Below are 12,140 nucleotides of genomic sequence, written 5' to 3'. Positions count from 1 at the left end.
GGGGATGGGGGAGGGCAGGGGCTAAGCGATCAACCCATTCAACCACCCCAAAGCCCATTCCGCCGCCTCCACGACCACCGGGTCATCATCCCCCAGCAACCGTTCCAACACCGGCACCAGTTCCACCGCGCCGCTATTCCCCGCCGCGATGGCCGCATTGCGCACCATTCGGTTGCGCCCGATCCGCTTGATCGGCGAACCCGAAAACACCTGCCGGAAACCGGCATCGTCCAGTGACAGCAAATCCCCCAGCTCCGGCGCGGTCAGCTCGGCGCGGGGGTGAAACGCCATGTTCGCCTGCGCCGCGGCCGCGAACTTGTTCCAGGGGCAGACCGCCAGACAATCGTCGCAGCCATAGATGCGGTTGCCGATCGCGACCCGGAATTCCTCCGGGATCGGCCCGGCATGTTCGATCGTCAGATAGGAAATGCAGCGCCGCGCATCCAGCTGATAGGGCGCGGGAAACGCATCCGTAGGGCACGCCCGCTGGCACGCATCGCAGCGCCCGCAGGTGTCGCGCGCCACCGCATCGGGCTCGAGTTCCAGCGTGGTGTAGATCGCCCCCAGGAACAGCCAGCTGCCATGATCCCGGCTGACGAGGTTGGTATGCTTGCCCTGCCAGCCCAGCCCGGCCGCCTCGGCCAGCGGCTTTTCCATCACCGGCGCGGTGTCGACGAACACTTTCAGGTCGCACTTGGCCTCCTGGGCCAGCCAGCGGCCCAATGCCTTTAGCTGGCGCTTCACCACATCGTGATAATCCGCGCCTTGCGCATAGACCGAAATCCGCCCGATCCGCCCCTGATCGGCCAGCCGCATCGGGTCCTCGGCGGGGGCATAGCTGACGCCGAGCGAGATGATGCTCTTCACCTCGGGCCACAGGCTGGCGGGGCTCTGGCGCTGGTGTGCGCGGTCGGCCATCCAGATCATCGACCCGTGCCGTCCCTCGGCGAGCCACTGATGCAGCCGCTCGACGGTTTTGGGCGCGGCGTCGGCATGGGTGATGCCGATCGCGGCGAAGCCCAGTTCGGCCGCCTTTGCCTTGATCCGGGTTTCCAGCTTGTCTTGCGCCACATACGCCCGCTACCACAGGCCATCAGGGAGGGACAATCAGCGTGGATAATCAGTGGGCGGTCAGCGCCTCGGGCCTCGCCAAGCGTTTCGGCGACCGGCGTGTCGTCGATGGGGTGGACATCGCTGTCCCGACCGGTGCGGTGTACGGCGTGCTCGGCCCCAATGGCGCGGGCAAGACGACGACGCTGCGCATGTTGCTGGGCATCATCGAACCCGATGAGGGGCAGCGGACACTGCTGGGCCATGCCCATCCGCGCGAGGCGAGCGATCTGGTCGGCTATCTGCCCGAGGAGCGGGGGCTGTACCCCGCGATGAAGGCGCGTGAGGCGATCGCCTTCATGGGCGCGCTGCGCGGGCTCGACTGGAAGACGGGCCGGGCGCGGGCGGGCGAGCTGCTCGAACAGGCCGAGCTCGGCCATGCCGCCGACAGCAAGATCCGCAAATTGTCCAAGGGCATGGCGCAGCTCGTTCAGCTGCTCGGCTCGGTCGTGCATCGCCCGAAGCTGCTGGTGCTGGACGAGCCCTTTTCCGGCCTCGACCCCGTCAACCAGGAACGGCTGGAGGCCTTGATCCTGGGCGAGCGCGACCGGGGGGCGACGATCCTGTTCTCCACCCATGTCATGGCTCATGCCGAGCGACTGTGCGATCGCCTGGCGATCATTGCGGGTGGGCAGCGGCGGTTCGAGGGGACGGTGGACGAAGCGCGCGCTACGCTGACCGCACGCGTGCGCTATCGCCCGCGCGATGCCGACCGGGTGACGCCCGAGGTGTTGCCCGCCGATGCGGTGCGTGACGGGGTCGACTGGCGCTTTCCCCTGCCGGACGAGGGGATAGAGCCGGTGCTCGGCCGGTTGCTGGCGGCAGGGGCAGGCATCCTGAACCTGTCGATCGAGCGACCCAGCCTGCACGAAGCCTTTGTGCGCATCGTCGGCGAACAGACGACCCAGGAGAATGCGGCATGAGCCCGACCCGCCGGTTGATCCGCCAGACCATGACGATCGCGCGCCGCGATTTCGTCGCGACCGTCTTCACCCCCATCTTCCTCCTGTTCCTGTTCGCGCCGCTCATCATGGTGGCGTTCAGCACCATCGGCGCGATGGGCGCGGCGCAGGCGGCCGACCATGGTGCCGACCGGGTGCGCATCGTCGCGATCGTCCCCAATGCGCTCGCCCAGACACTCGTCGAAGCGGACACTCGAACCCGCACGGTGTTCCGCCGCGACGAGGAGCCGCCCCAGCTGGTCACCGTCGCGCCCGACGGCAACCCCGCCGCCCAGGCCCGCGCGGCGTTCGAGGCCAAGGATTATGACGCGACGGCGGTGCTGTACGGCCCGCTCGACCGCCCGACGATTCTGTACGGCGCGCGCGGATCGCGGGCGGCCGATTATCTGGTCGTGCTGGCCGGACAGGCGCTGTCGGCCGAGCGGCTGGGCGGGCCCCTGCCACGGATCGCGGCGACCAAGACCGCCTTTTCGCGCCAGCGCGCGACGCTGGGCGGGCAGAATCAGACCGCGTTCCTGGCGGTGTTCGGCGTCTTCTTCCTGACCCTGTTCCTGGCGGGGCAGGTCGTCGGCACCATGGCCGAGGAACGGTCGAACAAGGTGATCGAGGTACTGGCCGCCGCCGTGCCGCTGGAGGCGGTGTTCCTGGGCAAGCTGCTCGGCATGTTCGGGGTGGCGGTGCTGTTCGTCACCTTCTGGGGCACAGTGCTCGGCCAGGTGACCAGCGTGCTGCCGCCCGCCTTTGCCGGGATGGTGGGCGAGCTGTCGCCGGCGGTCGGCCTGCCGATGTTCACCGTCCTGTTCGTCACCTATTTCACCATGGCCTATCTGCTGCTCGGCTCGGTGTTCCTGACGATCGGGGCGCAGGCGTCGACCATGCGGGAAATCCAGATGCTCTCGCTGCCGATCACCATCGTGCAGGTCGGCATGTTCACCCTGACGCTGAGCGGCTTGTCGCAGCCGGACAGCTGGCTGGCGGTGGTCGCCGAGGTGTTTCCACTCTCCTCGCCCTTCGCGATGGCGGGCATGGCGGCGGCGAGCGACTCGCTATGGCCGCATGCCGTGGCGCTGGCGTGGCAGGCTCTGTGGGTGGCGCTGTTCGTGACGCTGGGCGCGCGACTGTTCCGGCGCGGCGTGCTGCAATCGGGGAGCGTCCGGCCGTTCTGGCGGCGTAAGGGCGTTTAAGCGGAAAGGAGAGGGCGCGCGCTTGCCGGTGCGCGCGGTCTTCCTATCTTAGGTAAATGACCGCATCCTCTTCTGATCGCCGCGCATTTCTGTCGCTGATGGGCCTGGGTACGCTGGGCATGGGACTGTCCGCCTGCGGGCGTCAGGCCGATGCGGCCGAGCGCTTTCCGGTGGCCATGAGCGATGCCGCCTGGCGGCAGAAGCTCGGCCCGGTGGCCTATAATGTCCTGCGGCACGAAGGGACCGAGCGGCCCTATTCCAGTCCGCTCAACGGCGAGCATCGCAGCGGTATCTTTGCCTGCAAGGGCTGCGCGCAGCCTGTCTTCTCCTCGAAGACCAAGTTCGAGAGTGGCACCGGCTGGCCCAGCTTCTGGGCGCCGTTGCCCCGCGCGGTGGCGACGCGGAGCGACCGGTCGCTGATGATGGAGCGGGTGGAGGTGCATTGCAGCCGGTGCGGCGGGCATCTCGGCCATGTCTTCGATGACGGACCCAAGCCGACGGGCAAGCGCTACTGCATGAATGGTGTGGCGATGACGTTCCGGGCGGCGTGAAGCGAGGCTAATCTACGCCTGTCTTCGCAAGGCGTGGAAGGCCCGCGTTTACTCGACCGGAGCGGCGAAGGTCATGATGCCCGAAACGCGGCCATCGTTGCGCGAAGCGATTTCGGTTGCGGGCAGGTCGGCCGTGCCGCCCTTGTGACTCGAATAGATGAAGCCCTTGGTCGGATAGGCCGAGGTGCCCAGGCCGCCGTTCGGGCCGTACCAGACCTTGACCATCGACCAGTCATTGTTCGGCGAGACGTCGATGGCGCGGACGTCGCGCTCGATGCCGCCGCGACGCGACCAGTTGGCGTGGGTCAGGAGGACTTCGCGGTCGCTGACGACCTTGCTGACCATGGCGACATGGCCGACGCGCATCCGGTGGGTGGCCTCGAACGCTAGGACGGCGCCTTCCTGCGGGGTGTGGCCACGGTCGTAGCGACCCTGGGCCTGGCTCCACCAGGTGTTGGCGTTGCCGTGAAGATCGATGCCCGAAATCTCGCGAGCATAGGGCGCACACTGCCAGAACTGCGCGGCAGCGGGAGTGGCCATCATCAGGCCGCACGATGCCATCAGCGCGAATCGCACTGCAAATGCCTTGAACTTCACATGACCCCCCGGTCGGAATGTCGGTGTGAGTGTCGATTAACCGGAGCTAAACGGATTGGAAAGGCGAGCCGGAACCATATCCGGTGAACGGTGTTCGGGCGGCGGTGACCCGAAAATCACGCGGCGAAACGATTTTTTCGTTCCTCGTTTCGCCGCGTGAGAGGCTCGGCTTATCGTCCGAGCAGGCGATCCACCGTGACTTGGGTCACGGAATGATAGCCGGGACGCGCCTTGTCGTAGATTCGGGCCGCCAGCGCCTTGCCCCATTCGCCCTGTCCCTGAAGCTGCTGGAACAACGGTGCCACGAACTTGCGACGGCCCTGTGAGGTCAGGAATTGTTTGGCCGAGGCTTCGGCGGGCTGATAGCGGTTGGCGAGCGCCAAGCGCAGCCAGGCGAAGCGGATTTCGCTGTTCCCCGTCTCGTTCCAATGGAAACGTCCGTCCAATGCGGCGAGCCGTTCGGTCGACAACTGGCGGGGCAGCTGGTCGAGGAAGCGGACATATTCCTGGGTCGTCACCTTGTCCGGCACCGCCGATACCGGGCCACCGGCGGCGAACGCCTTGGCCGCCGCGTCGATCGCGGGGAAGGCGTCGGAGCGGACATGCACGGCGTTGGCGGGAATGCCGGGCTGATAGACCCATTGGTCGACGCCGATCTTCTCCGCCTCGCCGGGTTTGAGCAGATTGGCTTTCAGGTCCGTCAGGAAGCCCGCGCTCGTCTGCGGCTGGAAGGCGTGGCGGTCGAAATAGCTCCGCAGATACGCGTCCCAGCGTGGGCGGCCGACCACGGACTCGATCGTCCGCAGGAAGGTCGCGCCCTTGTCATAGGCGATCTGGGTCATGCCGTCATCGGGATCGCGGGCAGCGTTCAGGTCCAGGTGCAGCTTGGTGTCGGGCGATTGCGGGCCGCCCGCTTCCTTCACCGCATTCTGCATGTCGGTCCAGGCAAGGTCGGCCTCCATCGCGGCGCGGCGCTTGCCGTACATCGACTCCATGATCCGGTTCTCGAAATAGCTGGTGAAGCCCTCGTTCAGCCAGAAATCGTCCCAGGTCGCATTGGTGACCAGATTGCCCGACCAGCTATGCGCCAGCTCGTGGGCGATCAGGCTGACCAGGCTGCGGTCTCCCGCCAGCACGGTCGGCGTCGCGAAGGTCAGCATGGGGTTCTCCATGCCGCCGAACGGGAAGCTGGGCGGCAGGACCAGCACGTCGTACCGGCCCCAGCGATAAGGGCCGTACAGCCCCTCGGCGGCGCTCACGAACTTGTCGAGCCCGGCGAATTCCCAGGCCGATTTGTCGAGCATCGCGGGCTCGGTCCAGATGCCGGTATGCGCGCTGAGCGGCTTGAACTTCAGGTCGCCGATCGCCAGCGCGATCAGATAGGGGGCAACGGGCTTGTCCATGCGATAGCTGGCGGTGTGACGGCCGTCATCGCACGGCGTCTCGCCGGTGCGCTCGCCGCTCATCACCACGGTCAGCGCGCAGGGGGCATTGATCGTCGCGTCCCAGGTCTGGCGGATACCGGGCGAATCCTGGGTCGGAATCCAGCTGCGGTTGAGGATCGCCTCACCTTGGCTGAACAGATAGGGCTGCTTCTTGCCCGCCGTCTGTTCGGGCGAAAGCCATTGCAGCGCCTTGGCGCCGGGGACCGAGGCATAGGCGATCTTGACCGTGCGCTGGCCGTTCAGCGTGATGGTCAGGGGGGCGCCATGCACCTTGTCGACCGCACCGATGCTATAGGGTAGGGGGCGGTTCTGTGCGTCCGTCACCGCCACGATGCGCAGGCCGTTGTCGTCGACGACCAGCGTCTTGGCATCCGGCTTCGCATCGACCGACAGGGTCGCGATTCCACGCATCACATGGCTGTCGAAATCAGCGTAGAGGTTCAGCGAGACATGGGTGACCCGCGCCTCCAGCGGTCGGGCATAGCTGTGCACGTCGCGCGCGTCGGCGCTGGTCAGCACTGGCGCCACCTGCGGGGCGGCAGCGGGGGATTGGGCGGCGAGCAGCATCGCCAAGGCGGCCAGTGACATGGGCACTCCGAATGGGACAGGATGATTGCACCATAGCCGGATTGCGGACGAATGGGAGGGCTCTGGACGGGGAGGCCGCTCGTAACCAGTTAGGGGCGATGGATGAAATGACGCTGGCCGTGGTCGGGATCGACTTTCCCAATGAGGACAAGGCGCGAAGCAATCGACGGTTCGAGTTGCTCGCCTCGGCGGCGGGCGATCCGGTGAGCCTGCGGCCCGAGCCGCGCAACCGGCACGATCCCCATGCCATCGCCGTCTTTAGCGCGCGCGACGTACAGGTCGGCTATCTCTCCGCCGAGCGGGCGCCGCTGATCGGTGCGCGCATGCGGCGCGGGGAGGAAGTGCGGGCGATCTATCAGGGGATCAAGGGGTCGGTCGCCTATATTCGGGTGCGCTTCGGCGGCGGCGAGCCGACGCTGCCGGTCGTGGTGGCGTCGTCACCCACGCCGGTGCAAGATGACTTCCATCCCGATCCCGAAGAACCCGACTGGGGCGCCTGACGCGGGCAACAAAAAAGGGAGCCGAGAACGGCTCCCTTTCCGTTCGCCCGGAACTGGTCCCAAGCGATGATGGCTCGGGCGGGGTTGCCCCCGCCCAGAACGATCAGTTGCTGTCGGCGTTGTCGTCCTTGACGATCGCGACAACGCCGATGGCCACAACGCCAGCAGCGATCAGAGCAGCCAGGATGCCGCCACCGGCCAGCTTGTTACCCTTGGCGGTCGGAGCCGACGCGCGGACCGACTTCGAGACCGACAGGCTGGCGGCGGGGTTGGCCGGAGCGGCCGCAACCGGAGCAGCAACCAGGGCGGTGGCGGCAACAGCAGACAGGAACTTCATCATACTCATTCTCCCATGGCGAACGACCGCCAAGACGCGGTGGTGTTCTTCATCCCGATAGCGCATACGCACGCACCGGTAAATTTGTTCCTGCACCGCACCAATTTTTTGCGAATGCGTGGAACATTTTGCCACACTGCCTGCATGCCCACGATCCTGGTGCAGAGAATGGCGTGGAATTATCGACGGATAGCCGCCGTTGCCAGTCCGGCAAAGATCAACGCCCCGCCGCCCGCACGCTGAGCCCACGCCTGGGCGCGGGGCGAACGCAGCAATCCGCCCGCACTGGACGCGGCCCAGGCATAGCAGGAGTCGGTCAGCGCCAGAACGAGCACGAACGTCGCGATCAGGACCGGCGCCTGCGCCCAATAGGGTCGCGACGGATCGATGAACTGCGGAGCAAAGGCGGCCAGGAACAGGATCGTCTTGGGGTGAAAGGTGCCGACGCCCAGATTGCCCAGAAACGCCGCGCGGGGCGAGATCATGCGCGGGCGAATCGCCACGGCATGGGCATTGCGCGCGCGCCACAGGCCCATCGCGCCGAAGACGATCAGATAGACCGCCCCGGCCCATTTGAGCAGCCCGAACAAAAAGGTCGACGCGGCCAGCACCGCCCCCATGCCGAGCAGACTGGCGGTCGACGCGGCCAGATTGCCCAGCATCAGGCCGCCGACCGAGGCAAAGGCGGTCCGCCGTCCCGATCCGATGGCATAGCCCAGGATCGCTGCCACGCCCGGACCGGGGATCAGCCCGATCACCAGCGTCGCCGCGACAAAGGCGAGCCACAGATCGGGGCGCATCAGCGGCCGCCGTCGCGCCGGGTCAGCGCCGCGACGCAGCTCGCCCGGTCGATCGCGCTGCCATCGGGCTCGCGCGCGTCGAGATAGGTCACGCGGGGCTCACCCCCGTCCTTGGGATAGAGATAGGCGTCGAGCACGCAGAAACTGCCCTGAAACTGCAGCTTGCGCGCGGCCCCTTCGCGCACATCGGCGTCGGGTGCGCCGAACAGCTTGGTCAGCCCGGCGGCGTCCTGACCGATCACCCGCTCCAGACCGACTTGGGTATAGGGGACGGGAACCGGGGCCATGCCGCCGCGCACGGGGGCAGCGGTCTGGGGCACGGTACAGCCTGCCAGCACGACGAATGGTAGCAAGGCCAGCGCAGGGGTGCGGATCACGCGCGGGGTCTCCTGTGAAAGACATGGGTCGCCATGCTCGCGCCTAGAACGGGTGCGAGCAGATTGAGCCCCGGAACCACGAACAGGGCCGCCGCGGCAAGTCCCAGCAGGAAGCGGGCGGGCCGGGTCGCCTTGCGCCAGCGCCGCATCGCTGCGCGGTCCATATGCCGCGCCGCCACCATGTCGCCCAGGTCGCGCGACAATAGCCAGGCATTGACCAGCAGGAACGCCGCCGCCGTACCCACGCCGGTCGCGAGCAGGACGATGTAGAGCGGCAGCAGGAGCAGGTTGATGGCGACGACCCGCGCGGCCGACCCCAGCCCCATCGCGATGCCTCGCCCGAGCGGCACGGGCCTCGCGCTCGCCAGCGCCTGAGGATAATGGCGCGCCTCGACCGCCGCGACGATGTCGTCGGCGAACACGCCGACCACCGCGACGGCGACCGCGCGAAAGGCGAGCCAGAGCGCGAGTATCTCGACGACCAGAGTCAGCGCCGCCGACCAGTTCCCCGCCTGCGCGCCCAGCCATCCGGTCAGGGCGGCGCGCACGCCCCACCACAGAGCCAGCCCGGCGGCGGTGAATAGCGCGAAGGTCACCGCGAGCGAGCGGATCAGCACCCGGCGGATCGCCGGATCACCGAGCTGGCCCAAGGACAGGAAAAACGCACTTATCATGGTCCAGGGATGACGTGGTGCACGGCGCAAAGTCAATGCAGTGCGGCCGGGCGAGGGGGCCAGCTTGCGCGGGACAGGCACCCTGACTAGGGCGGCGTCATCACCTGATTATTTTCGGAGCCCGTTTCTTGACCAACCCCACCTATGACGTGGTGGCGATCGGCAATGCGATCGTCGACATCCTCAGCCCCGCCGAAGACGATTTCATCGCGCAGAACGGCATGACGAAGGGTGCGATGCAGCTCGTCTTCTCGCCCGAGGAAGCCGATGCGCTCTATGCCAAGATGGGCCCCGGTCGCGAGATTTCGGGTGGCTCGGCCGCCAACACGCTGGCGGGTATGGCCGCGCTGGGCGGCAAGACCGCCTTTATCGGCCAGGTCGCCGACGACCAGCTGGGCGAGGTCTTCGCGCACGACATCCGCGCGGCGGGCGTCAAGTTCGATACGCCGGTCCGTCCCGGCCAGCCGACGACCGCGCGCTGCATGATCTTCGTCAGCCCCGATGGCCAGCGGACGATGAACACTTTCCTGGGTGCCTCGCACTATCTGCCCGCCGAAGCGCTCGACAAGGCGTTGATCGCCGATGCGGCCTATCTGTATATCGAGGGCTATCTCTGGGACCCCGAGGAGCCGCGTGCCGCGATGCGCGCCGCGATCGACGTCGCCCGCGCGGCGGGACGCAAGATCGCCTTCACCGCCTCGGCCGAGTTCGTGATCGACCGTCATCGCGCCGATTTCCATGCGCTGATCGACGGCGGCATGATCGACGTGATCTTCGCCAACGAGACCGAGATCGTCGCGCTGACCGAGACGGCGGACGTCGAGGCGGCGATCGCTTCGCTGAAGGACAAGGTCGAGACGCTGGTCGTGACCCTCGCCGAAAAGGGCGCGCTGGCGCAGCGCGGCGACGAGCGGGTCACGGTCCCGGCCCATCCGGTCGACAAGGTCGTCGACACGACGGGCGCGGGCGATCTGTTCGCATCGGGCTTCCTCTATGGCCAGACCCATGGCCAGGACCTGACGGCCTCGCTGACGCTGGGTGCCGCCTGTGCGGCCGAGATCATCAGCCATTTCGGCGCGCGGCCCCAGGTCGACCTGAAGGCCCTGGCCGCCAGCCTGTAAGGCTCGGCCATAAAGGCCAAACAAAAAGGCCCGGAGGATCGCTCCTCCGGGCCTTTTTCGTGTCTCCGCGAAAGCCGATCAGCGATCGAGCGGCTTGGCGACTTCCGGCTGCATCGCGGGATCGTCCACGACATCGACGATGCCGCGACCGACATAGCTGCGCTTGCGGCTGTAGAGGAAGTAAATCGCCAGGCCGATCGCGCCCCAGCCCGGCAGGACCAGGATCGCAACCAGTGGCAGCGAGAAGTACAGATACGCGCAACCGAGCATCGCGGCGGGCGCGACGATGAACACGGCGGGCGTGCGGAACGGACGCTTGCGGGTCGGATCGGTCTTGCGCAGCACCATCACCGACAGCGCCACCATGAAGAAGGCGAACAGCGTGCCCGAGTTGGAATAGTCCGCCAGCTTGCCCACCGGCAGGAAGGCCGAGGCGAGCGTCGCGGCGATGCCGGTCACGATCGTCACGACGTGCGGCGTGCGATAGCGCGGGTGTACCGAGGCGAGCTTTTCGGGCAGCAGGCCGTCGCGCGCCATGGTGAAGAACACGCGGGTCTGGCCGAACATCATCATGAGCACGACCGACGGCAGCGCCAGCGTGGCGGCCAGGCCGATCAGGTTGCCGATCTTTTCCCAGCCGATGGTGCGCAGGACATGCGCCAGCGCCTCACGCGAGCAGGACAGCGGCTCGGTCGCGCCGCTGGCGACGATCGCCTTACACTGCGCGGCCAGTTCCGACGTGCCGGGCGACAGCACGACACCGGCGGCGTCACGCACCGGCTGCGCCCCCAGCGGCGAGCCGATCGCACCCGCCGACACCAGCAGGTAGAAGACGGTGCAGAACAGCAGCGACGCGATCAGGCCGATCGGCACGTTGCGCTGCGGGTTCTTGGTTTCCTCCGCGGCGGTCGACACCGCGTCGAAGCCGACATAGGCGAAGAAGATCGATGCCGCGGCCCCCGCCACGCCGGTCAGGCCGGTGGGCATGAACGGCTCGAAATGCGCGCCGTTGATGACCGGCACCGACAGCGCGATGAACAGGGTCAGCGCGGCGACCTTGATCGCGACCAGAATCGCGTTGAAGCGGGCGCTCTCGGTGGTGCCGATGACCAGCAGCCAGGTCACGAGCAGCGAGATGACAACGGCGGGCAGGTTGATATAGCCGCCCGAAGAGGGGCCGTTGACCCACTCCATCGGTATGTCGATGCCCAGCAGGTTGCGGATCTGTCCCACGACATAACCCGACCAGCCGACCGCGACGGCCGACGCGCCAACCGCATATTCCAGGATCAGCGCCCAGCCGACCATCCAGGCCAGCAACTCACCCATGACCGCATAGGTATAGGTATAGGCCGACCCCGCGACCGGCACCATCGAGGCCAGCTCGGAATAGCACAAAGCCGCCACCGCGCAGACGAAGCCCGCCAGCACGAAGGACAGCATCATCCCCGGCCCCGCCTTTTGCGCGGCTTCGGAGGTGAGAACGAAGATGCCTGTGCCGATGACGGCGCCGATGCCCAGCATGGTGAGCTGGAACGCGCCTAGCGATCGTTGCAGCCCCTTCTTCTCGGCGGTCGCCAAAATGGCGTCCAGAGGCTTAACGCGCCCGAAAATCATGAATGTCCAATCCCCCCAAGGGAAGGGCCGCCCCGACATGGGACGCACCCGGCGTTTGGTGAATGATTAGGAAGGTTAGCTGCAATTTTATTACGCGCAATCCCTAAGGTGCGCGGGATGCGATCGGGAGAGTGGAAAGGGGCTTCTTTAAGCCCCTCCCGCAGGCGGGAGGGGTTTGGGGAGGGCAGGGTTTCTCGCAGAGCCCATGGCCTGTGGCTTTCCCTCCCCCATCCCCTCCCGCTTGCGGGAGGGGAGCGGCAAGAGGCTCCGTCAGGCC

The 12,140-nt window shown here is 67.0% G+C and carries 13 protein-coding genes; 5 read left to right on the top strand and 8 right to left on the bottom strand.

Annotation, left to right across the window (positions count from 1 at the left end; genetic code table 11):
- Window positions 1–21: 21 nt before the first annotated feature.
- Window positions 22–1,071 carry a tRNA epoxyqueuosine(34) reductase QueG gene (gene queG / locus SB4_RS18040; RefSeq protein ID WP_058753675.1) on the bottom strand — a complete coding sequence of 350 codons (1,050 nt, stop codon included), beginning with the start codon at window positions 1,069–1,071 and terminating at the stop codon, window positions 22–24.
- Between the two features lie 35 nt (window positions 1,072–1,106).
- Here queG and SB4_RS18035 point away from each other — a divergent pair, with 35 nt between their 5' ends.
- Genes SB4_RS18035 through msrB form a run of 3 tightly spaced genes read left to right on the top strand, consistent with a single transcriptional unit; the run spans window position 1,107 to window position 3,807 of the window.
- Window positions 1,107–2,033, top strand: a complete 927-nt coding sequence (locus SB4_RS18035) for an ABC transporter ATP-binding protein (RefSeq protein WP_058753674.1) — start codon at window positions 1,107–1,109, stop codon at window positions 2,031–2,033.
- Complete coding sequence (locus tag SB4_RS18030) at window positions 2,030–3,256, top strand: ABC transporter permease (protein ID WP_058753673.1); 1,227 nt, start codon at window positions 2,030–2,032, stop codon at window positions 3,254–3,256. The genes SB4_RS18035 and SB4_RS18030 overlap by 4 nt, the downstream gene beginning before the upstream one ends.
- 56 nt (window positions 3,257–3,312) lie before the next feature.
- Window positions 3,313–3,807 carry a peptide-methionine (R)-S-oxide reductase MsrB gene (gene msrB, locus SB4_RS18025; RefSeq protein WP_058753672.1) on the top strand — a complete coding sequence of 165 codons (495 nt, stop codon included), beginning with the start codon at window positions 3,313–3,315 and terminating at the stop codon, window positions 3,805–3,807.
- A 48-nt stretch (window positions 3,808–3,855) separates the two neighbouring features.
- On the opposite strand, the gene SB4_RS18020 is transcribed toward msrB, so the two are convergent.
- Window positions 3,856–4,368, bottom strand: a complete 513-nt coding sequence (locus SB4_RS18020; RefSeq protein ID WP_058715355.1) for a CHAP domain-containing protein — start codon at window positions 4,366–4,368, stop codon at window positions 3,856–3,858.
- Window positions 4,369–4,574: 206 nt separating this feature from the next.
- Window positions 4,575–6,437 carry a M1 family metallopeptidase gene (locus SB4_RS18015; protein ID WP_058753671.1) on the bottom strand — a complete coding sequence of 621 codons (1,863 nt, stop codon included), beginning with the start codon at window positions 6,435–6,437 and terminating at the stop codon, window positions 4,575–4,577.
- 107 nt (window positions 6,438–6,544) lie between these two features.
- Between SB4_RS18015 and SB4_RS18010 the strand changes: the two genes are divergently transcribed.
- Complete coding sequence (locus tag SB4_RS18010) at window positions 6,545–6,937, top strand: HIRAN domain-containing protein (RefSeq protein ID WP_241488686.1); 393 nt, start codon at window positions 6,545–6,547, stop codon at window positions 6,935–6,937.
- A 103-nt stretch (window positions 6,938–7,040) separates the two neighbouring features.
- On the opposite strand, the gene SB4_RS18005 is transcribed toward SB4_RS18010, so the two are convergent.
- The 4 genes from SB4_RS18005 to SB4_RS17990 form a co-directional block, all read right to left on the bottom strand.
- Entirely contained in the window at window positions 7,041–7,277 is a 237-nt protein-coding gene (locus SB4_RS18005; protein ID WP_058734754.1) for a hypothetical protein, read from the bottom strand.
- Window positions 7,278–7,453: 176 nt separating this feature from the next.
- Complete coding sequence (locus SB4_RS18000; protein ID WP_058753669.1) at window positions 7,454–8,074, bottom strand: LysE family translocator; 621 nt, start codon at window positions 8,072–8,074, stop codon at window positions 7,454–7,456.
- Window positions 8,074–8,451: a hypothetical protein gene (locus tag SB4_RS17995; protein WP_153006328.1), complete on the bottom strand. Its 378-nt coding sequence runs from the start codon at window positions 8,449–8,451 to the stop codon at window positions 8,074–8,076. The genes SB4_RS18000 and SB4_RS17995 overlap by 1 nt, the downstream gene beginning before the upstream one ends.
- Window positions 8,448–9,125 carry an EI24 domain-containing protein gene (locus SB4_RS17990; RefSeq protein ID WP_058753668.1) on the bottom strand — a complete coding sequence of 226 codons (678 nt, stop codon included), beginning with the start codon at window positions 9,123–9,125 and terminating at the stop codon, window positions 8,448–8,450. The genes SB4_RS17995 and SB4_RS17990 overlap by 4 nt, the downstream gene beginning before the upstream one ends.
- A gap of 128 nt (window positions 9,126–9,253) precedes the next feature.
- Between SB4_RS17990 and SB4_RS17985 the strand changes: the two genes are divergently transcribed.
- Complete coding sequence (locus tag SB4_RS17985; protein WP_058753667.1) at window positions 9,254–10,246, top strand: adenosine kinase; 993 nt, start codon at window positions 9,254–9,256, stop codon at window positions 10,244–10,246.
- Window positions 10,247–10,324: 78 nt separating this feature from the next.
- On the opposite strand, the gene SB4_RS17980 is transcribed toward SB4_RS17985, so the two are convergent.
- Complete coding sequence (locus tag SB4_RS17980) at window positions 10,325–11,863, bottom strand: amino acid permease (protein WP_058715323.1); 1,539 nt, start codon at window positions 11,861–11,863, stop codon at window positions 10,325–10,327.
- Window positions 11,864–12,140 lie beyond the last annotated feature (277 nt).

The organism is Sphingomonas sanguinis, from assembly GCF_001476905.1.
Classification (GTDB): Bacteria; Pseudomonadota; Alphaproteobacteria; order Sphingomonadales; family Sphingomonadaceae; genus Sphingomonas; species Sphingomonas sanguinis_B.
Note: the sequence above shows the minus strand (reverse complement) of the source record. Positions and strands in the feature narration are given on the sequence as shown.